We start from the raw sequence: 21,150 nt of genomic DNA, 5'->3' as shown, positions 1-21,150 counted from the left end.
GCCGGCGCGCCCCGCGCCCACCTGTCGGGCGAGGACGTCGTGTTCACCAATCCGATCGCCGGTCGGCCATCCATTTCAGATCGATCATTTCACCACCAGCGGCAGCATCAAGCCAGGCAGCACAAGTGCATACGCACCTTAAACCACTCATATCGTCGATAAAGGAGTATTACCATGACATCGGAAGCAAACAGGCTCACCATGCAGAAGTTTGTTGAGTTCATCAACACCGCCAGCCAGGCACTGGCTGACGAACTCATCTCGACAGACGCAATCTTTCACGTACCGGGAAGTCCGGAGCCCATGCGAGGGCCGGCTGGATATCTCGCCATCATCGCCATGATGCGTGAAGGCTTCCCCGACATCCAGTGGACCCTGGAAGAAATGGTGGCCGAAGGTGATAAAGTCGCCGCCCGGTTCATTATGCGCGGCACACATCAGGGAACGTTCTTCGGTGTGCCGCCTACCGGGAAGCAGATTGCGGTGCAAGCCATGAACCTCTACCGTCTGTCCGACGGCAAGTTCGTCGAGGAGCGCGGCCAGCCCGACATGCTTGGCTTATTACAGCAAATCGGTGCCGTGCCGTCGCATTGAGCAGCCATAAGTGCTGCTCTGTCCCACTACTGCGCCGTACTGGTATGCCCGTTGAAATGGCGCGTGTACCAGTCCGTGGCCAGCAGGGCGGCCTGGTGGCGCGTGTCGGGGCCGCTGGGCGCGGCGATCTGTTCCAATTGCTTGTCGCAGCGCAAGGTGGCAAATGCCATGCGGTTCAGGCCGGCCACGTCGGGGTCGCGTCCGCCCACGATCAGCAGAGACGGCACGCGCACGTTTTCAAGCGCCGCCTTGCCCGCCATTTCCACCTGCCCATCGCAAACGGCCAGCGCGGCGATTTCCGCGCTGCGCCAGGCCGCCAGTTGCATCACGACGGCCGCGCTGGTGCCATAGCCATACAGGCCGCAGGGCAAGCGCCGCGTGGACGGGTCCACTTGCAGCCAGCCCAGGGCTTTTTCCAGCTGGCGCGCGAGCAGCACGATATCGCTGCGCACGAAATACGCGTGGCCATTGCTGCCGCCGCCAGGCTCGATACCGCCCTGGTCGAAGCGCAGGGTAGCGATGCCCGCTCGCAAAAAATCCTGGGAGGTGGCGTGGCTGGAAGCGCCAAGGTAGTCGCTATCGGCGCCCGCGCCGTGGGCAAACAGGACGATGCCCACGGGCCGCTCGGGCATTTCAAGCACGCCGTCCATTTGAAGTTCATCGGCCGTGATGCTGACAAATTGTTCTTGCATGGCTGCCTCCGCTATCGAGCTGGAATGACGCTGACATCAAGCTGAAATCACGCTGCTAGTACGCTGATCGGCAAGCATCAGTGTACCAGCCTGCGCCCGTTCACGCGCGGCGCACGTCAAATTCGCCACGCGCGCCCATCAGACGGCGCCGTGCCGGTCCAGCCCCTTGAGCACGGCTTCCGGGCGGATCGGCAAATGCCGCACGCGCGAGGCCACGGCGGCAAAGATGGCGTTGCCGATCGCCGGCGCCACGGCCGTCGTGGGCGGCTCGCCCATGCCCGTCGACGTTGCCGTGCTGGCCACGAATTCGATGTCGAGCTCGGGCACGTCGGCCATGCGCAGCGGCGTGTAGGTATTCAGGTTGATATCCTTCACCTGGCCGTTGAGGAAAGCCGTGCCTTCATGCAAGGCCATGCTCACGCCCCACAGGGCGCCCCCTTCCGCCTGCGCCAGCGCGCCATCGGGGTCGACGATGCTGCCCGCGTCGATCACCATGAACAGCTTTTCGACTTTCACCATGCAAGTGCTGCGGTCCACTTTCACTCTGGCAACGCACGCCGTCCACGTGGGCATATCGCGTTCCTGGCCAAACGTGGCGGCAATGCCCAGGCCCGTGTCGGGCGGCATGGCCGTACCCCAGCCCGCCTTGTCCGCCACCCGGCGCAATACATGAGCCAGGCGCGCGGCGCCGCCGACGGCGTTCGGCGCGCAGCCCGCATTGCGCCCCGTCGCCTGCAACAGCGACAAACGGAACGCCAGCGGATCGACCTTGGCCGCCTGCGCCGCCTCGTCCATGAAACTTTCCACAGCCCAATTCGTCCAGCCGGGCCCCACGGAACGCAGCCAGCCGGGGCGAAAACTGCTGTTGGCCAGGTCGTTCGACACGGCCCGCACGCGCTGCGCACCCACCGAATACCAGTGGTCGGCGCCGGCGATGGCGAACGGGTCATACGGATGGCCCTGCTTATCCTTGGCCAGGAAGGCGGGGATCATCGCTTGCGTGGGCCAGCCCGCGCTCGCTTCGTGCACCATCGCCGACACCTTGCCTGTGTCGTCGAACGCCATGCGCACGTGCTGCACGGACGGCGAACGGGGCGAATCGAAACGGGCGTCGTCGGCCCGCGTGCATATCATCTTGACGGGGCGCCCCACGGCTTGCGCGGCCAGCGCGGCCGGCACGCAATAATCGCCATTCAGGCGACGGCCGAAGCCGCCACCGAGCAGATAAGTGTGCAGCATGACATGGCTCTCGGGCACCTTCAACGCCTGCGCCAGCACGGGCAGTATCAACGATTGCCACTGGTTGCCCGCATGAATGTGCCAGACGCCGTCGATTTCCTGCGCCAGGGCATTCACGGGTTCCAGCTGGAAATGCAACACGGTACTGGTCGTGTAGTGGCGTTCCAGCTGCAGGCTGGCCTCCTTGAACGCTTGCTCCACGCCATCGTCATCGACGACGCGGGCGCCCAGGCTCGCGTCGGCCAGCTGTTTGGTCGCGTAGTTGACAATATCCTGCTCCGCCACGTGGGCGGCCGCGCCGGCCCGCCATTTCACTTGCACGAGCTCGGCCGCGCGCATGGCGGCCGCATACGTTTCGGCCACCACCATGACCCAGCCGGGCACCGTGCCGCTGGGGTCTTGCAGGGCTACACTGCGCAGGTAGCCCGGCACCTTCCTGGCCGCCGTATCATCGATGGACACCACTTTCGAACCGTAGCGCGTGGGCGGGATCTTCGGGCGCGCAAACAGCATGCCCTCGACTTCCGCATCGATGCCGTACATGGCCGTGCCATTGATTTTCGCGGGGATGTCGAGCGCCTGCACGTTCTGGCCGATCAGGCTGCGCTGCTGCGGCGTCTTCAGCACGATGGCTTTCAATTGCTCGGGCGAGTACTGGCGCGCCAGCTTGCCACGGCGCACGATGTCGCCATAGCTGATCGACCGCCCCCGGCCATGCACGACGCCCAGCCTGGCGTGGCAGGCGGACACGGGCACGCGCAGCAGGCGCGCGCCCTCCTCGACCAGCGCGAGGCGCCCGGCCGCGCCGGCGCGGCTGAGCGGGTCGAAATTCTGCCAGACGGACCAGCTGCCGCCCGTCACCATCAAGCCCCATTTCGGGTCCGTGTCCACGTAATGCAAGCGTACTTTGCTCCAGTCCGCTTCAAGCTCCTCGGCCACGATGCGCGCCAGGGCCGTGCCGATATGCTGGCCCATTTCCGCCTTGGCGATGTTGACGGTAACGATGCCGTCGCGGCCGATCTCAAACCAGATGCTGGGATCGAACACGGGCGCGGCGCTTTGCTTAGACTGCACGGGCGCCGCCTTGCCTGCGGCCAGGGAGCTGTCGGCGCGCAGGAAGGCGAGGGTAAATCCCGTACCGGCGGCGGCGATCAGGAAACCGCGCCGTCCCAATGGGCTGGGGCGGGCAGCTGAATTTTCTTTCGGTAACTTAAACACCGGGCGCCTCCTGCATGCCGGCCGCCAGTTTGATGGCCTTGCGGATGCGCACATACGCCATGCAGCGGCACAGGTTGCCGCTCATGACGGCGTCGATATTCGCATCGGTCGGCTGCGGATAGTCTTTCAGCAGGGTGGCCGCCTGCATGATCTGGCCCGACTGGCAATAGCCGCACTGGGGCGCCTGCGTGGCGAGCCACGCCCGCTGCAACGGGTGCGTGCCATCGGGCGACAGGCCTTCGATGGTGGTGATGGCGCAGCCGGCCACGGCGGCAATCGGCGTGATGCACGAGCGCATGGCGCGGCCATCCACGTGCACGGTGCAGGCGCCGCACATGCCGATGCCGCAGCCAAACTTCGTGCCTTTTAATTTAACTTCGTCGCGCAGCACCCACAGCAGGGGCGTCTCGGCGTCGCTCTCGGTGCCGAAGGGCTGGCCATTCACGGTCATGTTGTACATAGAGTCTTTCAGTAATTACTTGCCGGCGCGGGCGCGTGCCACGGCCGCTTCCAGATTTGTCCAGGCCGGCTGGTGGCTGCGGCTGCGGCGCAGATAGGCGGCCAGCTGAGCCACGTCGTTGTCCGTCAGCGAGGCGGCAAAGCCGGGCATCAGCACGCCGGGCATGGCTTCGTCCTTGCTCAAGCCGTGCAGGATCACCTGGATCAGGTTGGCGGGATCGGGCGCGCTGACGGCGCTGTTCAGGCTCAGTTCCGGCCGCAGCGCCGCGGGCTTGCCATCGCTGTTCGAATGGCACGACGCGCAGGCGGCCACGTACAGGCTGGCGCCACGGTCGTTGTCGACCAGGCTGACGCGCTGCGAACGCTTGATGCCAGCTTTTACCACGGTATCGGTATCGACCTGGCGTTGCTCTGCACCGGCCACGCCCGCAAAATACACGGACAGCGCGCGGATATCGCTATCGGGCGAGGCGCCCATGCCTTCATGCACGACAGCCGACATGGGCCCGGCCGCCACGCCGTGCAGGGACGTCGCCCCCGTGCGCAAAAAGGCGTACAGCTCGTCCTGCGTCCACGGCAGCGGGGCCGTGTTGGCGCTGGTCAAGGCCGGCGCATACCAGTGGTCGATGGCCGCGCCCAGATAGGATGAGCCGGCAAGTTCGGCGCCCAGCGCATTGCGCGGCGTGTGGCAGGCGGCGCAATGGGCCAGGCCCTCGGCCAGGTAGCGGCCCCGGTTCCAGTCCAGCCCTTGCGCGGGATTGAGTTGATAGCTGGCCGGCTTGAAAAACAGCAGCTTCCAGCCTGCCTGCAAGGGCCGCAAGTTCAGGGGGAAAGGCACGCTGTTGGCGGGCGCTGCCGCATACACGGGCGGGCGCGTCATGAAATACGCGTACAAGGCCGCCAGGTCGTCATCCGAGACGAGGTTGAAATGGGTGTACGGAAAGACGGGATACAGATGGGCACCGTCGCGGCCCACGCCTTCGCGCATGGCCCGCTGGAAGGCGGCCTGCGACCAGCGGCCGATGCCCGTTTGCCGGTCGGGCGTGATATTCGTCGCATAGATCGTGCCGAACGGCGTGGCCAGGCCGTGGCCGCCCGCGTACTCGGCGCCGCCCTTGGCCGTGTGGCAAGCGGCGCAATTGCCCATGCCGGCCAGGATGCGGCCCCGCTCCACCACTTGCGGGGGAAATGCCGTGGCGGCAGGGGGATCGATGGGCGCCAGCGCGGGACGCCAGTAATACAGATACGCGGCCAGGGCCGCCACGATGAGCAATGCCAGCGACAGCAGCAAGCCGGTGAAGATTTTCTTGAGCAAAACAGGAGTCCGGTAAAAGGCCAAGCACGCGCCTGCCGCGCACGGACGGCGGCAGCAGGGCAGATTGTGGCAATGAATGGGAGAATCTTACCGCGATTGTGACTTGTTGTATGTACGCAATGACACGCAGGTGCCGCCTGCAGGCGGGCTGCGCCTTATAATCAGCGTTTCAGCACGCCGCCGCTCCTTCATGCATACCGTTACCATCATCCTCATCCTCGTGTTGACCGTCGTCCTGTGCGGCTTTCTCGCCCGCTCGCGCTGGGTCAAGCTGCCACTGCCCCTGATCCAGATCGCCGGCGGCACGGGATTGGCCGTGTTTGGCGTGCAAGTGCCGCTCGATCCCGACATTTTCTTCCTGCTCTTCATCCCGCCGCTGCTGTTTCTCGATGGCTGGCGCATTCCCAAGGGCGCCTTCTTTTCCGACGCGCGCTCGATCCTGATGCTGGCCATCGGCCTCGTGCTGTTTACCGTGCTGGGCATGGGCTTTTTCATCGACTGGCTGATTCCCAGCGTGCCGCTGGCCGTCGCTTTCGCGCTGGGCGCCATCCTGTCGCCGACGGACCCCGTGGCCGTCTCGGCGATCGCCGCAGGCAATCCGATCCCGCCGCGCCTGATGCACATCCTCGAAGGCGAATCCCTGCTCAACGATGCGTCGGGCCTCGTCTGCTTCACTTTTGCCGTCGGCGCCATGATGACGGGCGGCTTTTCCATCGGCGCCGCCTCGCTGAGTTTCCTGCAGGAAGCAGGCGGCGGCATCATCATCGGTCTGGCCATCTCATGGGGCGTGGGCCTGGCGAATAAATGGCTGGTGAGCAAGGTCGGCGAAGAACCGGGCCTGCAAATCCTCATCAGCATCCTGATCCCGTTTGCCGCCTACCTGGGCGCCGAGCAAATCCACGGCTCGGGCATCCTGGCCGCCGCCACGGCGGGCGTGTCCATGCATTATGCCGACCTGATCGGCCGCCCGCTGGCCGCCACGCGCACCCAGCGCAAGGCCGTGTGGGATACCGTGCAACTGGTCTTGAATGGCGTGATCTTCGTCATGCTGGGCGCGCAGCTGCCCACCACCGTTGCCGGCTTGCCGGCCGCCTCGGCCGAGATCGGCGCCGGCAGCGCCTGGAAACTGCCGCTGTTCGTCATCGCCATCACGGTGGGGCTGACCTTCATGCGCTTCCTCTGGGTCTTCATTTCCATGAAGCTGACCCTGTTCAAGCACCACAAGAAGGTGGCGGGCGAACCGAAGGACGCGGCGCTGCTGGCCCGCCCCAGCCTGCGATTGCTGCTGGTGGCGTCGTTCGCGGGCGTGCGCGGCGCGCTGACCCTGGCCGGCATTTTGACCCTGCCCTTGTTCCTGCCCGATGGCACGCGCTTTCCCGCGCGCGACCTCGTCATCTTCCTGGCCATGGGCGTGATTTTGCTGTCGCTGCTGCTGGCCAGCGTCACCCTGCCCCTGCTGACCAAGGGCCTCGTCTTCGCGCCGCCCGCGCGCCGTTCGACGGAAGAGCGCAACGCCCGCGCCGCTGCCGCCGAAGCGGCCATCGCGCGGCTGGAAAAAGTGTGCGAAGGCATCGACAAGAATGACAAGCAGCAAGTCGTCACGGAAGCGGCCAACCGCCTGATCGAAGCCTACCGGCGCCGCCTCGCGTATGGCGAAAGCAGCAACGACGAGGCGATGCGCTTGCAGGAACTGGCCAGGGCCGAACGCTCGCTGCGCCTGGAAGCGCTCAATGCGGAGCGCGATGAACTGTTCCGCCGCCGCATCTCGGGCGAGCTGGACGATACCATTCACTTGCGCCTGCTGCGCGAAATCGACTTGCTGGAAGCGACACTGGAAGAATAGCAACACTCTGGCCCGCCTAGGCAGTGTTGATAAGTAATTCTCATGGTAAAGAATGCAAGTTTTCACATTCGTGTTTATAATGCAAGGTTTATGGCGTCATGCCGTGATTTACTTTCAACATGGACTTCCGTAGAGTCTGTGTTGCGAAGTAACTATTTGAATAGCCACCGACCTGCATAAAGACACCGACGCCGTGCCCTTCTCCCCTCGCCACCGGCAGCGCCCCGCGCCGCCCGTCCTGCTCGCTGTCGTGCTGCTGGCCTCCCTGCTCGCCTGCGGTGCGCTGGCGCCGTGCGCGGCGTGGGCGCAAACGGGCGCGGCTGCCGACGCCAGGCGTCCCGCCGAAGTGGCGCAGGTCCTGTTCGGCATCATCAGTTATGTGCGCTGGCCCGTGGCGCGCCAGGAAGTGCGCGTCTGCATGCTCGGTGCGCCACGCTACGGCGCGTCCATCGTCGACACTCCCGCTTCCAGCCTGGGCCAGCGCATCCGCGTGAAACTCCCGGCGATGGCCAGCGCGGCCAGCGAATGCGACGTCGTCTACCTGGGCAGCCTGCCCGAGGGCGAACGCGAGCATCTGCTGGCGCAGATCATCGGCAAACCGATTCTATCGGTCGCCGAACCGGGTACTTCCTGCGCCGTGGGCACGATGTTCTGCCTGCGCCTGACCGAGGCGCAGATCGGTTTTGACGTCAACCTCGACGCCATCGCCCGCAGCGGCCTGCGCGTGCATCCGAATGCCTTGCAAATTGCACGTCGCAAGGGACCGCCGCCATGAGCGCCCGCATGAGCAACAAGCACGCCCGCCAGCCCCGCCGCACGCTCGACAGCGTGCTGCGGCGCGCCCACCTGAGCGTGTCGCTGATCGCCGTGCTGGCCGCCGGCCTGACCCTGACGGCCGTGGCGCTGCTGGCCCTGCGTGTGTATTCGGACCAGAACCTGCGCCTGGTGGCCCGGTCGATGAGCTACACGGTGGAAGGGGCCGTCGTCTTTGGCGACTCCATGGCCGCCAGGGAAGCGCTGGCCCTGATCGGCGTCAATGAAGATATCGACCAGGCCCAGGTAAGCGACCAGGCCGGCAAGGTGCTGGCCCGCTGGGAACGGGGCGAACACGGCACGCGCTACTACATCGAGCGTGCGTTGACGGGCTGGATGCTGCCCGATTCGCTGACCTTCCCCATCATGCGCAATGACCAGGCCATCGGCAGCATCAAGCTGGTGCCGCACAGCCGCAGCCTGCTGCCCTTCCTGCTCAGCGGCCTCTCCTGCCTGCTCGCCTGCCTGGTGCTGAGCCTGGTCGTTGCCGTGCGCCTGTCGCGCAGCATGGAAACGGAAATCACGTCGCCCCTGCGCCACCTGGCGGAAACGGCCCACCGCGTGCGGCGCGACCGCTCGTTCGAGCTGCGCGTGCCGCCCGCCAATATCGCCGAGCTGAACCAGATCAATGACGACTTCAACGCCCTGCTCGACGAACTGGAAGCGTGGCAAAGCCATCTGCAGAAGGAACACGCCTCGCTGTCGCACCGCGCCAACCATGACAGCCTGACGGGCCTGTCGAACCGCGCCTTCATGGAAGCGGAACTGGAACGCGCCATCCTCGACGCGCGGGTGGGCAATGGCAAGGTGGCCGTGCTGTTCCTCGACAGCGACCGCTTCAAGTACATCAACGACACCTTCGGCCATGCCTCGGGCGACCGCGTGCTGGTGACGATCGCCGCGCGCATCAAGCAGCAATTGCGCGAAGGCGACCTGGTAGCGCGCCTGGGCGGCGACGAATTCGCCATCGTGCTCAAGCCGCTGCGCAACAGCAGCGACGCCATGCACATCGCCGACAACATCATCGCCGCCATGGCGCAAGCCATTGAACTGCCCACCGGCAACAGCATCGTCAGCTCGCTGACCATCGGCGTGGCCGTCTTTCCCGATCACGCCATCGACGCCATCTCGCTGGTCGGCGCGGCGGACGAAGCCATGTACCGCGCCAAGCAGGCGCAGCGCGGCACGCGCCAGGTGGCGCGCCTGCCGCAACCCCATACTCACCCCTGAACCAAGGAGCAACACCATGCAATTCATCTACACGCAATTACGCCGCGGCTTACTCGGCTTGTTCATGCTGGGCCTGCTGGCCGCCTGCCAGAGCACGCCAGAAATCAAACCGCTGTTCAATGCCGAGCAAGTCGCCACCTTGAAGGAGCAAGGCTTCAACCAGACGGACGAAGGCTGGGAACTGAGCTTTACCGACAAGCTGCTGTTCGAGTTCGACGCCGCCAAGCTGATCGCGCCCAGCCGGGGCGCCATCCAGAAAATCAGCGCCGCCCTGCTGAAAGTGGGCATTACCCACATGCGCGTGGAAGGCCATACGGATAACGAAGGCACGGAAGCGTACAACAACAAGCTGTCGCTGGCGCGCGCCAACGTGGTGGCCGACGCCATGAGCGCATCGGGCATTCCGCGCGAGAACATCACCGTCAAGGGCCTGGGCATGAGCAAGCCCGTGGCCTCGAACGCCAGCAAGACGGGCAAGGCGGAAAACCGCCGCGTCACCGTCATCGTTTCGGCGCCTTGACCATGGGCGTGCCCGCCGTGCGCTGGGTCGTGATGGGCGTGTCCGGCTGCGGCAAGAGCGCCGTCGGCAGCCTGCTGGCCGGCGCCTTGCACGTGCCCTACGTCGAAGGCGACGAGGTGCATCCACCGGAAAACGTGGCCAAGATGGCGGCCGGCATTCCCCTCGACGATGCCGACCGGGCCGGCTGGCTGGCCGCCCTGCGCGAGCGCATCGCCACGGCCCGCGCGCAAGGCAGCGGCCTCGTCGTCTCGTGCTCGGCCCTGAAGCACGCCTACCGCGACGTGCTGCGCGAGGGCGACCCGGCCCTGCGCTTTATCCACCTCGATGGCCCGCGCGACGTGCTGGAAAGCCGCTTGCAGCGCCCCGGCCATTTCATGCCGGCCAGCCTGCTCGACAGCCAGCTGGCCGCCTTGCAGCCATTGCAGCCGGACGAGGCCGGCATGGTGCTCGACATCCGCCAGCCGCTGCCCGTGTTACTGGAACAAATCCTGCAGGCGCCCTGACTGGCGGCTGCGCGGCTGGACAGCCCGCGGCCCCCTGTGTAGACTGGCGCGCACTTTCATGAGGGATTTTTATGAGCACACCAACGACAAAACCAGCACCGGGCCCGGAATTCTGGGAACGCGCCGACCAGGTCATCGCCCTGGCCAATGAGCAATGCATGCACAGCGGCGGCAATGAAGTAGCCACCTCGCTGCTGTACGCGGCCGCCCGCTTCAACGCCTTCCTCGTCGCCAGCAAGAGCAACGACGTGGCCAAGATGCAGGAAGAAAAGGAAGGCGCCGTGGCCTTCTTCACGGAACAGTACAAGCGCATGCTGACCGACAACTTCAACGACTACATCACCAACTTCGACAAATACACGCAACCATCGTCGGCCCCCAAGGCCTGATGACGGCGGCCAGCCTGGATGGCCACCGCGCCCGCGCCACCCACGCCGATAGCCTGCTGCACGGCACGGTGCGCTTTGCGCCTTTACCATCGCTATGGCTGACGGCCATGCTGGCCGGCGCCGTGACGGGCGCCCTGTTCTTCTTCAGCTGGACCGGCCTGCTGCTGTTCGTGGCCGGCACGGCCATCGTCCTGCTGTTCGGCCACTCGCTGGGCAGCCACCGCAAGCTGATCCACGACAGCTTTGAATGCCCGCAATGGCTGGAATACCTGCTGGTGTACCTGGGCGTGCTGGTGGGCCTCAGCGGTCCGTTGGGCCTGCTGCGCCAGCACGAACTGCGCGACTATGCGCAGCGCCTGCCCGACTGCCACCCGTATTTGCGCCACGGCGCCGGTTTCTGGCGCGATGCCTGGTGGCAATTGTTCTGCCGCCTCGACCTCGACCACCCGCCGCACATCGCCATCGAGCCGCGCATCGCGCACGACCGCCTTTACCGTTTTCTGGAAAGAAGCTGGATGCTGCAGCAACTGCCATGGGCCCTGCTGTTCTTTGTCTGGGGCGGCTGGGGCCTGGTCTGCTGGGGCATCTGCGCGCGGGTCAGCGCCGGCGTGCTCGGCCATTGGTTGATCGGCTACTTCGCCCACAACCATGGGCAGATGCATTTTCATGTCGACGGGGCCGCCGTGCAGGGCCGCAATATCCGCCTGACGTCGCTGCTGACCATGGGCGAATGCTGGCACAACAACCATCATGCGTATCCGGGCTCTGCGAGGCTGGGCCTGCTGCCGGGCGAATGGGACCCGGGCTGGTGGATGCTGCTGCTGTTGCGGCGCCTGGGGCTCGTCTCCGGCCTGCGCCTGCCGCAAGACCTGGCGCCGCGGCCGGAACTGCGCGAAACGGCTGGCCGCAGATAGTTATTGACCAATCGTTCACCAATGCATATAGTGGTGCCAGAAACAGGGCATCCCGCCCCGTCGTACCCATCGCCTACCTACCATGGCCAGACCACGCAACTTTGACGAAGCGACCGTCACCAGCCAGGCTGCCGCCGTCTTTGGCAGCCTGGGCTACAACGCCGCGTCGATCGATGACCTGGTCAAGGCGACGGGTTTGCTGCGCGGCAGCCTGTACAAGGCTTTCGGCTCCAAACGCCATCTGTTTGAGCGCGTGCTGACACAAGCACTGCAGCCTGGCTGGCCGGCGCGGGAAGAAGCGGTCGATTTGCTGATCATCGCCTTGAAGGAACTGGCGCCCTCTGACGCCGCCATCACGGCGCTGTGCCGTGCCGCCGTACTGGACACGGGTGCCGATACGTCCCGCCTGCTGGGCGAACGCCTGTTAAGCCATCTGGATCAACCAACGAAGGAGACACCATGCCTAGCCTCGAATTGAACGACGATGCACTGACCATCCGCCTGGCCCTGTGGGAAAAACTGGCGTCCTTTCAGGGCAACCTGTGCATTCCCCTGCAACATGTGCGTGGAGCCACCGACGATGACGGTTTCCGCGGCGCGGCCCTTGGCTTGCGCGCACCGGGCACCAACCTGCCGGGAGTCATTTCGGCAGGCACGTATCACAAGGGCGGCGACCGCCAGTTCGTCTTCATGACGCGTGGCATGCAGCCACTGGTCATCGAATTGCAAGGCGAAAAATGGGCGCGCCTGGTGCTGGGCGTGCCTGATGCACGCGCCATGGCGGCGCGCATCAATGCACTGGCCATGGCGCCAGGCTGAAGCATCAGCCCGGTTCGCCAAGCAGGTAGTTGTTCTTCACGCGCACATAGTGCTCGGCCGAATAGCGCAGGTAGGCGATTTCCGCTTCCGTCAGCGCGCGTACCTTGGCGGCGGGGCGGCCCACGTACAGGTGCCCGCTTTCCAGCACCTTGCCCGGCGACACCAGGCTGCCCGCCCCCAGCATCACGTGCTTTTCCACCACCACGTCATCCATGACGATGCTGCCCATGCCGATCAAACACTCGTCGCCAATCGTGCAGCCGTGCAAGATGACGGAGTGGCCGATGGTCACGTACTTGCCGATGGTCAAGGGTGAACCGTCGGGCTTGGCCGCGTTCCTGTGCGACACGTGACCCATGGAAAAGTCCTGGATATTGCTGCCTTCGCCGATGACGATGCGGTTGACGTCGCCGCGCAGCACGCTGTTGCACCAGATCGAGCAGTCGTCGCCGATCTGCACGTCGCCAATCACTTGCGCCGTGTCATGCAGGTAGACGCGCTCGCCCACGACGGGGCGGGTATTCAGGTAGGAACTGACAGGCATCGCTTTCTCACTCTTCATTAAATTGAAACAACAGGATTCACACCCAGCCGGCGGCCAGCGCAAAAATCGCCAGGCCATGGGCCAGGGATGCGCCCAACAAGCCGGCACGGCAATATACCAGCCCCGCCACCACGCCTTCGATCACGGTGAAGACGACGATGGGCGCACCCACCTGCGTGACGGTGGTGGCAAGGAAGGCGTGGCACAAGCCAAACAGCAGGCCCGACACCAGCGCCGCGCGCCAGGCCGGCAGCCAGGCACGCAATTGCTGCTGCAGCAAGCCGCGAAACAGCAATTCCTCATAACAGTTAGCCGCCAGCGCAAAGGCCAGCAGCAAGGGTAGCAGCGATGGCGCGACGGGCGGCAGGGACGGCAAGCCGAACAGCGCCTTCAAGCCCGCCGCCAGTGCGATGATCAGTGCGGCGCCCGCCACGCCCAGCAGCACGGACAGGACCGGCCGCATGCCGAACCAGCGGATCTGGCGGCGCGCCTCGCTTTCCAGGCAGCACGTGCTGGCCACCAGCCCCAGCGACATGGCGCCCAGCGCCAGCAAGACCAGCGGCGGCGCCGTGAAGCGCAAGCCGCCCGCCGCCACTTGCCAGTAGCCATGCGCCGTCATCGCGTCGCGCGCCAGCACGAAAAACACGATGTGCACGAGCACGCGCAGCAGCGGCACCGAGCGCGGCACCGCCAGCAGCAAGGCGGCGCAGACGAGGAAGGCGGGCGTGATCGCCAGCAGATACTGCGCCAGGAAAGTCAGGTCGGCCATCGCTCACATCGGGAAAAGACGGTGCCAACGGGCACGGGCGCAGCAATTGTATGCGGCGGCTGGCAAAATGGGCAAATATCCAGGCTATGCCGCCTTGCGCCAGCCATGCGTCAGCCCATGCGCCGCCAGTCCCGCCGCCAGCCCCCACAGGGCGCCGCCCACACCCAGCAGGGTCACGTTCGCAGCCGTGGCCAGGAATGTGATCAAGGCCGTTTCGCGCATGCGCACGTCCGCCATCGCCTGTGCCAGGCTGTTGCCGATGGCGCCCAGCAAGGCCAGGCCCGCCAGCGCCGTGATGAAGGAGCGCGGCAAGACCATGAACAGGCTGGCCAGGGTGACGCCGAAGATACCCACGAGGATGTACAGCACGCCGCACGCCAGGCCCGCGACATAGCGTTTCGACGGGTCCGCATGGGCATCCTTGCCCGTGCAGATGGCGGCCGTGATGGCGGCCACGTTGAAGGCGTGCGCGCCGAACGGCGCCATGAGCAGCGAACCGAGCCCCGTCACCGTCAAGATAGGATTGGCGCTGACGTTGTAGCCGTCGTTGCGCAGCACCAGCATGCCGGGCATGTATTGCCCCGTCAGGGTGATCAGGAACAGGGGCAGCGCCACGCCCAGCAGGGACGTCACGGAAAAACGCGGCATCTCGAACACGGGCGCGGCCAGGGCCAGTTCGATGCCTTGCGCATCGATGCGCCCCTGCGCCAGCAGCAGGGCCAGGCCGATCAGCATGATGCCCACCACGGCAAAGCGTGCCGTGAAACGGCGCAGCACGGCGTACGACAGCAACACCACCACCACCAGCAGCGGATCGGCGCTGGCGCCGCCAAACGCGTTTACGCCAAACTGCAGCAGGATGCCGGCCAGCAAACCGGCGGCGATGCCGCCAGGAATCAGCCGCACGAGACGTTCGAAGGCGCCGGACATGCCCAGCAGAATGAAGGCGATGGCGGAAATCATATAGGCGCCGATCACCTCGGCATACGGCGTGTGCGGCATGACGGTGGCGAGAAAAGCCACACCGGGCGTGGACCAGGCCGTGATAATGGGCGCGCGGTAGCGGTAGCTGAGCCAGATGCCCGTCACGCCCACGCCGATGCTCAGCGACCAAACCCAGGACGCCGTCTGCGCGGCGCTCAGCTGGGCCAGCTGGGCCGCCTGGAACACCAGCACGAAGGTGCCGCCATAGTTGACGAGGACGGAAATGAAAGCGGCCATGGCGGGGGACGCCAGGTCGCGCCAGCGCGCCCGGTCGGCCATGGCGGCGGTTGTTGTGGTTGTTGTCATGTATATGCCTCTGCCATTGAAAGCCAGCATACTAATGCTCACATGGACTGCTGAAGCAGGCCAATTCAAGCAAATACAGCAGACCACTTTGACAGCATTAACCGAGCGCGCGGGCCAGGCGGACGATGCCGCTGTCGATCTCGTGCGGGGTGAGCGCCGCAAAACCCAGCAGCCAGCCGCCGCGCGCCGGCGGCGTCGCGTACAAGCGGCTCAGGCCCGGCAGCACGATGCCCGCCTGCGCCGCCAGGCGTATCGTTTCCAGCTCCACCCTGCCCTCGTGCAGCAGACAGGGCATCTGCAAGCCGCCCGGCGGCAGTTGCGCCGTGACCACGTGCGGCAGGTGCCGCTGCACGGCCTGCGCCATCGCATCGCGGCGCACGGCGTATACCTTGCGCATGGCACGCACATGGGCAGCGAAATGGCCATCGGCGATGAAACGGGCCAGTGTCAGCTGATCGAGTTGCGGCGTGTGGCCATCGAGGATGCTGCGTGCATGGGTCATCGGTTGCACCAGCGGGGGCGGCAGCACCATGTAGCCGATGCGCAGGCCCGGATACAGCGACTTGGCGAAGGTGCCCAGGTAAATCGTGCGCTGCTGCGCGTCGAGCCCCTGCACGCACGCCGTCGGCAAGCCCGAGTAGTGGAACTGGCTGTCGTAATCGTCCTCGATGATCCAGCCCTGGCGCTCGTCCGCCCAGGCAGTCAGGGCCAGGCGGCGCTCGAGCGCCAGGGTGGCGCCCGTCGGATATTGATGCGACGGCGTGACGTACACCGTGTTGGCCCCGCTCGTGTCGGCGCGCAGGCTGGCCGTGCACAATCCCTGCGCGTCGACGGGCACAGGTACGACGCGTAGCTGCGCCATCTCGAACGCCTTGCGCGCGCCGAAATAGCCGGGGTCTTCCATCAGGATCGGGCCATGTGCATCGGCCAGCACCTGCCCGCACAGGTACAGGGCCTGGCGCGTGCTGCTCAGTACCAGCACCTGGCCGGCCGTGGCCCGCGCGCCCCGCTCCAGGTTGACATAGTCGGCGATGGCCTGGCGCAAAGGCTCGGCTCCTTGCGGGTCGCCGTGCAGCAGCACATGGTGTTCGCTGGCCGCCTGGCGCCGCAAGCGCTCCCACACGTCAAGCGGAAAAGCCCGCGTTTCCGGCAAGCCCGTGGCGAAAGCTTTTACGGTCTGCTGGTCGGCCACGCCGCCGCTGGCGAGAATCTGTGCGCCGCGCGCGCTGAGCGCCACCGTCTGCGTGGACAAGGGCGGCAGCGTCATCGCAGACTTGCCCAGCAAGCTCGCGCCTATCGTCGGCGACACAAAACTGCCCGATCCCGCCTGGCGCTGGATATAACCGTCCAGGCGCAGCTGCGCGTACGCCATTTCCACCGTATCGCGCGACACGCCCAGCGATTGCGCCAGCGCGCGCGTGGCCGGCAGGCGCAGGCCCGGTGCCAGCACGCCATCGAGTATCAACTGGCGCAGCGCGCGCTGCACGCGCACGCGCAAATCGAGCGCCGCCAGTTCGGGCGCGGCGATGCGGATTTTCAGGGTATCGAGTTCGAACTGCGGCGTCATGTGGCCTTGGCGCGGACGGCATCCACGGCAGCCATGCTGCTGGCCAGCGAAAAACCGTGCTGCTGCAGCACGGCCACCAGCTGTTCGCCGGCGCAGCCCAAACGCAGGTTTTCCGCCACCCAGTCCCGCCAGGCGGCGCCGATCTCCGGCATCGCTTCCTCTTCCAGCGTAAGACCGAGTATGCACTTGGCCAGCAAGCCGTTGATGCGCTTCGTGTCGATCAGGTGCTGCACCACGGCGTGGCCCGAGTGCGGAAACGGGTGCAGGGTGCATTGACCATAGGCGGCCAGGCGCTGCGCGTGCATGGCGTCGAGGTTGACCGATTCGCTGGCGCTGGCGCCAAGGTTAGCTACATCCGGTCGGGCCGCGTCGGGCCGCGTGCCGAACACCAGGTGCAGCTGCGTATGCTCAGTTGCCCTGGCGCGGCACAGGGCCGCCAGGTCGTAATAGCCGGAGGCTGGCGGGTCTTGCGCCAGCGATTCCATCACGGGCAGCCAGCGCAGCTCATGGTACAAGCGCGCCTGCTGCACGTCGAGGAAGGACAGCGGCCCGAAGGCGACGATCTGCTGCGCGTCCAGCAGCAAGCCATACATGACGGCCGCGTACGCACCCATGGACTGGCCGACGGTCGTGACCTGGCTGGGCGCGATGCGGCGCACGAGTTCGCGCAAGGCTTGCGCCGTCTCGTCGACATGGTTGCCCAGGCCTGCGATGCGGCGGTGGTACCAGGCATTGCCCGAATCGCGCACGAGGATTTTGTTCAGCGGCTGCCCGCTGGCCTGCTCCAGCTTTCTCAGGCGCCCGTAAAAATCGAAGGCGGGACGCGTGGTCCACGAAACGAAGCCGAAGGCGACGACCAGCGGCGCGCCGGGCACGATGCGGTCGACCAGCACGTCGTCGTCAGTGGTGGCCACCAGTCGATTATCCAGCGCTTGCGCTTGCAGCATCGGCCCGGCTCCCCGATCAACGTTAAAGAAAGCATGAGTTTAATGCCAGGACTGGCAAAATGGAAACGATCACCGCTGCCGTGCGCTGAGCGGCGCAAAAAACCTGCTAGTCTGCAGGCATTCCCCCTCACAGGAGCATCCCATGCCGCATCGCCTGAAATACCTTCCCCTCGCCGCCGCCATCGCCATGGCCGGTGGCTGTGCCGCCACCAGCGACAGCGCCAAGCCGAACGCCAGCCTGGCGCCGCAGGCCAGCCTGACGAATACCTACTGGAAGCTGACGCAGCTCGATGGGACTCCCGTGGCGATGGCGCCGCAGCAGGAACGCGAAGTGCGCATCACCCTTACCGCCGATGGCAAGGTCACCGGTTTCACAGGCTGCAACCGCGTCATGGGCGGCTATACGCTGGCCGGCACGGCCCTGCGCTTCACGCAACTGGCCGGCACGCGCATGGCCTGCCCGCCCCCTTTGATGCAGCTGGAAAGCGCCGTACTGACCAATTTGAACAGCGTGACGGGCTACCAGATCGAAGGCGAGAAGCTGATCCTGCTCAAGGATGGCGCGCCCGTGGCCAGGTTTGAATCGGTGTACCTGTAGGCTGTCGTCCGGCAGCAGGTCAGATGACCTTGAAGATTTCCAGCCCCCGCTGATTGCGCAAGCAGTACACTTGCTCAGATTGAAATGAGACGACAAATTTGCAGGGGCTCGATTCCACCAGGCAGGCAACGACTTCGCGCAAGGTGCTGCTGCAGGCATTGTATTCATCGCTGTTGTAGCGGAAATTGATCCTGTACTCCACCCGCCAGTCCTGCGGCGACGGCAGAAATTCGGCAAGCACGCAGTCAGGGCTGGCGCTTCCCATACCTTGCTCAATGCTCCTGATACGGACATAAAAACTCAGGCCCGACTCGGGGAACCAGCCATTGAAGCCCCTGTCGCTCGGCTCGACGTCCTGCGCCCCGCAGCGCGTCAATACGTCGGTCAATACCCCTTGCTCCAACTGCGCATCCGCTTCCAACGAAAACTCGATTGCCACTATCTGTCCTTGTCCGTATCTTGCCGGCCACGATGACCGGTGCGCTGAATGTAGCACAGCACGCATATTGCGCTTTCACCTTACAATGGGCGCTTGCAAAAAAGCCTCAACCAACCCGCCTGGAAGGAAGCCATGTCCGCACTGCCCTCGCCGTCTTCATCCCCGACACCATCGGCCGCCGGCCGCTACCGCGCTTTTCTGTTCGACATGGACGGCACCGTCATCAATTCCATCGCCGCCGCCGAACGCATCTGGGGCACGTGGGCGCAGCGCCAGGGCCTCGACGTGGCGGCCTTTTTGCCCACCATCCATGGCGCGCGCTCGGTCGACACCATCGCCAAACTGCGCTTGCCCGGCGTCGACGCGCAGCGCGAGTCGCAGGGCATCACGGATGCGGAAATCATCGACGTGGAAGGGATCATTGAAATCGCGGGCGCGCTGCGCTTTTTGGAATCGCTGCCGCCCGCACAATGGGCCATCGTCACCTCGGCGCCGCGTGCGCTGGCGACGGCCCGCCTGAAGGCGGCCGGCATGCCGATACCGGCCATCATGGTGACGGCGGAAGACGTCAAGGCGGGCAAGCCGAAACCCGATTGCTACTTGCTTGCGGCTGAAAAACTGGGCGTGGCGCCCTCCGACTGCCTCGTGTTCGAAGACGCGTCGGTCGGCATCGAGGCGGGCGAAGCGGCTGGCGCGAAGGTCATCGTCGTCACGGCCACGCATGCGCACCCGCTGGCCACGCGCCACCCGGCCATCGACAATTATGAAGCCATCGTCGCAACCGTCGATGCCGACGGCTTTATTGTCCTGGCCGAGACGGCTGCAGCACGCGCGACAAGATAGACTGCTCCAGCGCGGCGAAGGCCGCATGGCCGCGCTGGCGCGGGCGCGGCAAGTCCACCGGCACGTCCATGGTGATCTGGCCACCCTCGATCAGCAGCACCCTGTCGGCCAGGGCCACGGCTTCGGCCACGTCGTGCGTCACCAGCACGGCCGTGAAACCGCGCGCCAGCCATAGCGACTCGATCAGCTGCTGCATCTCGATGCGCGTCAGGGCGTCAAGCGCACCTAGCGGTTCGTCGAGCAGCAGCAGTTGCGGCTCGTGCACGAGGGCGCGCGCCAGCGCCACGCGCTGCTTCTGCCCGCCCGACAGGGCAGATGGCCAGTCGTTTGCCCGTTCGGCCAGGCCCACCGTCCACAGCGAGGCGGCCGCCGCGCCGACGGAACGGGGCAGGCCCAGGGCCACGTTATCGAGCACCGTTTTCCACGGCAGCAGACGCGATTCCTGGAACATGATGCGGATGTCGGGCGCGCCCACGCCGCTGCCGATGGCGATTCTGCCGTCATCGACGCTTTCCAGTCCCGCGATCGAGCGCAGCAAGGTGCTCTTGCCGCAGCCGCTGCGCCCCACGATGGCGACGAACTCGCCCGCTTCCAGCTGCAGGTCGACGTTCTTCAAAACAGGACGTTCGCCATAGGCCTTGCTCAATTGCGTCAGCTCCAAAGGCACGCCACGGCGCGCCAAGGGAGCTTGCGGCGCGGCCTTGGCCTGCGGCGGCGCACTGGCCGGGTCGTATTGCACGAAATGCGACAAAAAATCCGTTTCGATCTGGATGGGGGCGAGCAGCATGGTGTCTTCCTTCGTCATTTCGTCACTATCGGTAAGCGGGATTCCATCGCAGGCAGTGGCGTTCCAGCCGGCGCGAGAACAGATCGGCCAGCTTGCCCAGCAAGGCGTACAACAAAATCCCCACCAGCACCACGTCCGTTTGCAAAAATTCGCGTGCATTCATCGTCATGTAGCCGATGCCGGCCTGCGCCGAGATGGTTTCGGCGACGATCAGCAGCACCCACACGAGGCCCAGCGAAAAGCGCACGCCCACCAGAATCGAGGGCATGGCGGCCGGCAGGATCACGTCGCGGTACAAAGGCCAGCCCGAGAGGCCATAGCTTTTCGCCATTTCGATCAAGCCCTGGTCGGCCGAGCGGATGCCGTGGAAAGTATTCAGGTAGACGGGAAAGAAGACGCCGACGGCCAGCAGGAACAGCTTGGCCGTTTCATCGATGCCGAACCACAGGATCACCAGCGGAATCAGGGCCAGCGCGGGGATGTTGCGCACCATTTGCAGGGTCGTGTCGAGCAGGGTTTCCGCGTGGCGGAAGCTGCCCGTCAATAAGCCCAGCAGCAAGCCCAGTCCCGCACCGACGGCGAAACCGACCGTCGCGCGCCACAAGCTCGTTTTCAGGTGCAGCCACAATTCGCCCGACACGGCCAGGTGCCAGAACGCCTTCGCCACGGCCCACGGCTCGGGCAGGATGCGGCTCGACAGCCAGCCCCACTGCGCCGCCAGCTGCCAGGCCAGCAGCAGCGCCACGGGCAAGGCCCATGGCGCCAGCGAATCACGCCATGGCGCGGCGCGTGCCCGTCGTATGGAGCCGGCCGCCATC

General features: G+C 65.5%; 24 protein-coding genes. 12 read left to right on the top strand and 12 right to left on the bottom strand.

What is annotated here, in order from left to right; genetic code table 11:
* Window positions 1–174: 174 nt before the first annotated feature.
* Window positions 175–594 (top strand): ester cyclase, encoded by a 420-nt coding sequence (locus OPV09_RS11895; RefSeq protein ID WP_072454661.1) that lies wholly within the window; start codon window positions 175–177, stop codon window positions 592–594.
* 26 nt (window positions 595–620) lie between these two features.
* On the opposite strand, the gene OPV09_RS11890 is transcribed toward OPV09_RS11895, so the two are convergent.
* The 4 genes from OPV09_RS11890 to OPV09_RS11875 all read right to left on the bottom strand — a co-directional run bounded on the left by OPV09_RS11890 (window position 621) and on the right by OPV09_RS11875 (window position 5,517).
* Window positions 621–1,286, bottom strand: a complete 666-nt coding sequence (locus tag OPV09_RS11890; protein ID WP_338681844.1) for an alpha/beta hydrolase — start codon at window positions 1,284–1,286, stop codon at window positions 621–623.
* Between the two features lie 138 nt (window positions 1,287–1,424).
* A complete protein-coding gene (locus OPV09_RS11885) occupies window positions 1,425–3,743 on the bottom strand; it encodes a xanthine dehydrogenase family protein molybdopterin-binding subunit (RefSeq protein ID WP_338681843.1) in 2,319 nt (772 codons plus the stop codon).
* Window positions 3,736–4,203 (bottom strand): (2Fe-2S)-binding protein, encoded by a 468-nt coding sequence (locus tag OPV09_RS11880; protein WP_072454663.1) that lies wholly within the window; start codon window positions 4,201–4,203, stop codon window positions 3,736–3,738. The genes OPV09_RS11885 and OPV09_RS11880 overlap by 8 nt, the downstream gene beginning before the upstream one ends.
* Window positions 4,204–4,218: 15 nt before the next feature.
* A complete protein-coding gene (locus OPV09_RS11875; protein WP_219328293.1) occupies window positions 4,219–5,517 on the bottom strand; it encodes a cytochrome c in 1,299 nt (432 codons plus the stop codon).
* A gap of 190 nt (window positions 5,518–5,707) precedes the next feature.
* Between OPV09_RS11875 and OPV09_RS11870 the strand changes: the two genes are divergently transcribed.
* From OPV09_RS11870 to OPV09_RS11830, 9 genes are all read left to right on the top strand, one after another.
* Window positions 5,708–7,360 carry a Na+/H+ antiporter gene (locus OPV09_RS11870; RefSeq protein WP_128139749.1) on the top strand — a complete coding sequence of 551 codons (1,653 nt, stop codon included), beginning with the start codon at window positions 5,708–5,710 and terminating at the stop codon, window positions 7,358–7,360.
* 193 nt (window positions 7,361–7,553) lie between these two features.
* Complete coding sequence (locus tag OPV09_RS11865) at window positions 7,554–8,135, top strand: YfiR family protein (RefSeq protein WP_338681836.1); 582 nt, start codon at window positions 7,554–7,556, stop codon at window positions 8,133–8,135.
* A gap of 8 nt (window positions 8,136–8,143) precedes the next feature.
* A complete protein-coding gene (locus OPV09_RS11860; protein ID WP_072454860.1) occupies window positions 8,144–9,403 on the top strand; it encodes a diguanylate cyclase domain-containing protein in 1,260 nt (419 codons plus the stop codon).
* A 16-nt stretch (window positions 9,404–9,419) separates the two neighbouring features.
* On the top strand, window positions 9,420–9,923 hold the full coding sequence (locus tag OPV09_RS11855) for an OmpA family protein (protein WP_070304319.1): 504 nt from the start codon (window positions 9,420–9,422) through the stop codon (window positions 9,921–9,923).
* Between the two features lie 2 nt (window positions 9,924–9,925).
* On the top strand, window positions 9,926–10,426 hold the full coding sequence (locus OPV09_RS11850; RefSeq protein WP_338681834.1) for a gluconokinase: 501 nt from the start codon (window positions 9,926–9,928) through the stop codon (window positions 10,424–10,426).
* Window positions 10,427–10,497: 71 nt separating this feature from the next.
* Window positions 10,498–10,815, top strand: a complete 318-nt coding sequence (locus OPV09_RS11845) for a DUF3144 domain-containing protein (RefSeq protein WP_034757267.1) — start codon at window positions 10,498–10,500, stop codon at window positions 10,813–10,815.
* A complete protein-coding gene (locus OPV09_RS11840; RefSeq protein WP_338681833.1) occupies window positions 10,815–11,729 on the top strand; it encodes an acyl-CoA desaturase in 915 nt (304 codons plus the stop codon). Before OPV09_RS11845 ends, OPV09_RS11840 begins: the two co-directional genes overlap by 1 nt.
* Before the next feature lie 82 nt (window positions 11,730–11,811).
* The gene (locus OPV09_RS11835; protein ID WP_072454667.1) at window positions 11,812–12,207 is read left to right on the top strand and encodes a helix-turn-helix domain-containing protein; all 396 of its coding nucleotides are present in this window, start codon (window positions 11,812–11,814) and stop codon (window positions 12,205–12,207) included.
* On the top strand, window positions 12,189–12,548 hold the full coding sequence (locus OPV09_RS11830; protein ID WP_034757252.1) for a hypothetical protein: 360 nt from the start codon (window positions 12,189–12,191) through the stop codon (window positions 12,546–12,548). The genes OPV09_RS11835 and OPV09_RS11830 overlap by 19 nt, the downstream gene beginning before the upstream one ends.
* 4 nt (window positions 12,549–12,552) lie before the next feature.
* Here OPV09_RS11830 and OPV09_RS11825 read toward each other — a convergent pair whose 3' ends face one another.
* The 5 genes from OPV09_RS11825 to OPV09_RS11805 all read right to left on the bottom strand — a co-directional run bounded on the left by OPV09_RS11825 (window position 12,553) and on the right by OPV09_RS11805 (window position 17,665).
* Window positions 12,553–13,092: a gamma carbonic anhydrase family protein gene (locus OPV09_RS11825; protein ID WP_070304316.1), complete on the bottom strand. Its 540-nt coding sequence runs from the start codon at window positions 13,090–13,092 to the stop codon at window positions 12,553–12,555.
* Between the two features lie 37 nt (window positions 13,093–13,129).
* Window positions 13,130–13,861 carry a CPBP family intramembrane glutamic endopeptidase gene (locus OPV09_RS11820; RefSeq protein ID WP_338681829.1) on the bottom strand — a complete coding sequence of 244 codons (732 nt, stop codon included), beginning with the start codon at window positions 13,859–13,861 and terminating at the stop codon, window positions 13,130–13,132.
* An 84-nt stretch (window positions 13,862–13,945) separates the two neighbouring features.
* Window positions 13,946–15,124 (bottom strand): benzoate/H(+) symporter BenE family transporter, encoded by a 1,179-nt coding sequence (locus tag OPV09_RS11815; protein ID WP_425324052.1) that lies wholly within the window; start codon window positions 15,122–15,124, stop codon window positions 13,946–13,948.
* 124 nt (window positions 15,125–15,248) lie between these two features.
* On the bottom strand, window positions 15,249–16,718 hold the full coding sequence (locus OPV09_RS11810; protein ID WP_338681826.1) for a PLP-dependent aminotransferase family protein: 1,470 nt from the start codon (window positions 16,716–16,718) through the stop codon (window positions 15,249–15,251).
* Window positions 16,715–17,665 carry a hypothetical protein gene (locus OPV09_RS11805; RefSeq protein ID WP_338681824.1) on the bottom strand — a complete coding sequence of 317 codons (951 nt, stop codon included), beginning with the start codon at window positions 17,663–17,665 and terminating at the stop codon, window positions 16,715–16,717. Before OPV09_RS11805 ends, OPV09_RS11810 begins: the two co-directional genes overlap by 4 nt.
* A gap of 142 nt (window positions 17,666–17,807) precedes the next feature.
* Here OPV09_RS11805 and OPV09_RS11800 point away from each other — a divergent pair, with 142 nt between their 5' ends.
* A complete protein-coding gene (locus OPV09_RS11800; protein ID WP_338681823.1) occupies window positions 17,808–18,263 on the top strand; it encodes an META domain-containing protein in 456 nt (151 codons plus the stop codon).
* A 19-nt stretch (window positions 18,264–18,282) separates the two neighbouring features.
* Here OPV09_RS11800 and OPV09_RS11795 read toward each other — a convergent pair whose 3' ends face one another.
* Window positions 18,283–18,702 (bottom strand): hypothetical protein, encoded by a 420-nt coding sequence (locus OPV09_RS11795; protein WP_072454672.1) that lies wholly within the window; start codon window positions 18,700–18,702, stop codon window positions 18,283–18,285.
* A 132-nt stretch (window positions 18,703–18,834) separates the two neighbouring features.
* On the opposite strand from OPV09_RS11795, the gene OPV09_RS11790 reads away from it, so the two are divergent.
* Window positions 18,835–19,545 (top strand): HAD-IA family hydrolase, encoded by a 711-nt coding sequence (locus tag OPV09_RS11790; RefSeq protein WP_331777759.1) that lies wholly within the window; start codon window positions 18,835–18,837, stop codon window positions 19,543–19,545.
* Here the strand turns inward: OPV09_RS11790 and OPV09_RS11785 are convergent.
* Window positions 19,502–20,332, bottom strand: a complete 831-nt coding sequence (locus OPV09_RS11785) for an ATP-binding cassette domain-containing protein (RefSeq protein ID WP_338681821.1) — start codon at window positions 20,330–20,332, stop codon at window positions 19,502–19,504. The genes OPV09_RS11790 and OPV09_RS11785 overlap by 44 nt on opposite strands.
* A 25-nt stretch (window positions 20,333–20,357) precedes the next feature.
* Complete coding sequence (gene ssuC, locus OPV09_RS11780; RefSeq protein ID WP_338681820.1) at window positions 20,358–21,149, bottom strand: aliphatic sulfonate ABC transporter permease SsuC; 792 nt, start codon at window positions 21,147–21,149, stop codon at window positions 20,358–20,360.
* Window position 21,150 lies beyond the last annotated feature (1 nt).

Origin of the sequence: Janthinobacterium sp. TB1-E2 (genome assembly GCF_036885605.1) — a bacterium.
GTDB classification, from domain to species: Bacteria; Pseudomonadota; Gammaproteobacteria; order Burkholderiales; family Burkholderiaceae_D; genus Janthinobacterium; species Janthinobacterium aestuarii.
Note: the sequence above shows the minus strand (reverse complement) of the source record. Positions and strands in the feature narration are given on the sequence as shown.

Bases quoted from the DNA above. Each gene is read 5' to 3' on its own strand.
- OPV09_RS11895 (WP_072454661.1), top strand. From the start codon at position 175: ATGACATCGGAAGCAAACAGGCTCACCATGCAGAAGTTTGTTGAGTTC.
- OPV09_RS11890 (WP_338681844.1), bottom strand. From the start codon at position 1,286: ATGCAAGAACAATTTGTCAGCATCACGGCCGATGAACTTCAAATGGAC.
- OPV09_RS11880 (WP_072454663.1), bottom strand. From the start codon at position 4,203: ATGTACAACATGACCGTGAATGGCCAGCCCTTCGGCACCGAGAGCGAC.
- OPV09_RS11870 (WP_128139749.1), top strand. From the start codon at position 5,708: ATGCATACCGTTACCATCATCCTCATCCTCGTGTTGACCGTCGTCCTG.
- OPV09_RS11860 (WP_072454860.1), top strand. From the start codon at position 8,144: ATGAGCAACAAGCACGCCCGCCAGCCCCGCCGCACGCTCGACAGCGTG.
- OPV09_RS11855 (WP_070304319.1), top strand. From the start codon at position 9,420: ATGCAATTCATCTACACGCAATTACGCCGCGGCTTACTCGGCTTGTTC.
- OPV09_RS11850 (WP_338681834.1), top strand. From the start codon at position 9,926: ATGGGCGTGCCCGCCGTGCGCTGGGTCGTGATGGGCGTGTCCGGCTGC.
- OPV09_RS11845 (WP_034757267.1), top strand. From the start codon at position 10,498: ATGAGCACACCAACGACAAAACCAGCACCGGGCCCGGAATTCTGGGAA.
- OPV09_RS11840 (WP_338681833.1), top strand. From the start codon at position 10,815: ATGACGGCGGCCAGCCTGGATGGCCACCGCGCCCGCGCCACCCACGCC.
- OPV09_RS11835 (WP_072454667.1), top strand. From the start codon at position 11,812: ATGGCCAGACCACGCAACTTTGACGAAGCGACCGTCACCAGCCAGGCT.
- OPV09_RS11830 (WP_034757252.1), top strand. From the start codon at position 12,189: ATGCCTAGCCTCGAATTGAACGACGATGCACTGACCATCCGCCTGGCC.
- OPV09_RS11825 (WP_070304316.1), bottom strand. From the start codon at position 13,092: ATGCCTGTCAGTTCCTACCTGAATACCCGCCCCGTCGTGGGCGAGCGC.
- OPV09_RS11820 (WP_338681829.1), bottom strand. From the start codon at position 13,861: ATGGCCGACCTGACTTTCCTGGCGCAGTATCTGCTGGCGATCACGCCC.
- OPV09_RS11815 (WP_425324052.1), bottom strand. From the start codon at position 15,124: ATGGCCGACCGGGCGCGCTGGCGCGACCTGGCGTCCCCCGCCATGGCC.
- OPV09_RS11810 (WP_338681826.1), bottom strand. From the start codon at position 16,718: ATGACGCCGCAGTTCGAACTCGATACCCTGAAAATCCGCATCGCCGCG.
- OPV09_RS11805 (WP_338681824.1), bottom strand. From the start codon at position 17,665: ATGCTGCAAGCGCAAGCGCTGGATAATCGACTGGTGGCCACCACTGAC.
- OPV09_RS11800 (WP_338681823.1), top strand. From the start codon at position 17,808: ATGCCGCATCGCCTGAAATACCTTCCCCTCGCCGCCGCCATCGCCATG.
- OPV09_RS11790 (WP_331777759.1), top strand. From the start codon at position 18,835: ATGTCCGCACTGCCCTCGCCGTCTTCATCCCCGACACCATCGGCCGCC.
- OPV09_RS11785 (WP_338681821.1), bottom strand. From the start codon at position 20,332: ATGCTGCTCGCCCCCATCCAGATCGAAACGGATTTTTTGTCGCATTTC.
- ssuC (WP_338681820.1), bottom strand. From the start codon at position 21,149: ATGGCGGCCGGCTCCATACGACGGGCACGCGCCGCGCCATGGCGTGAT.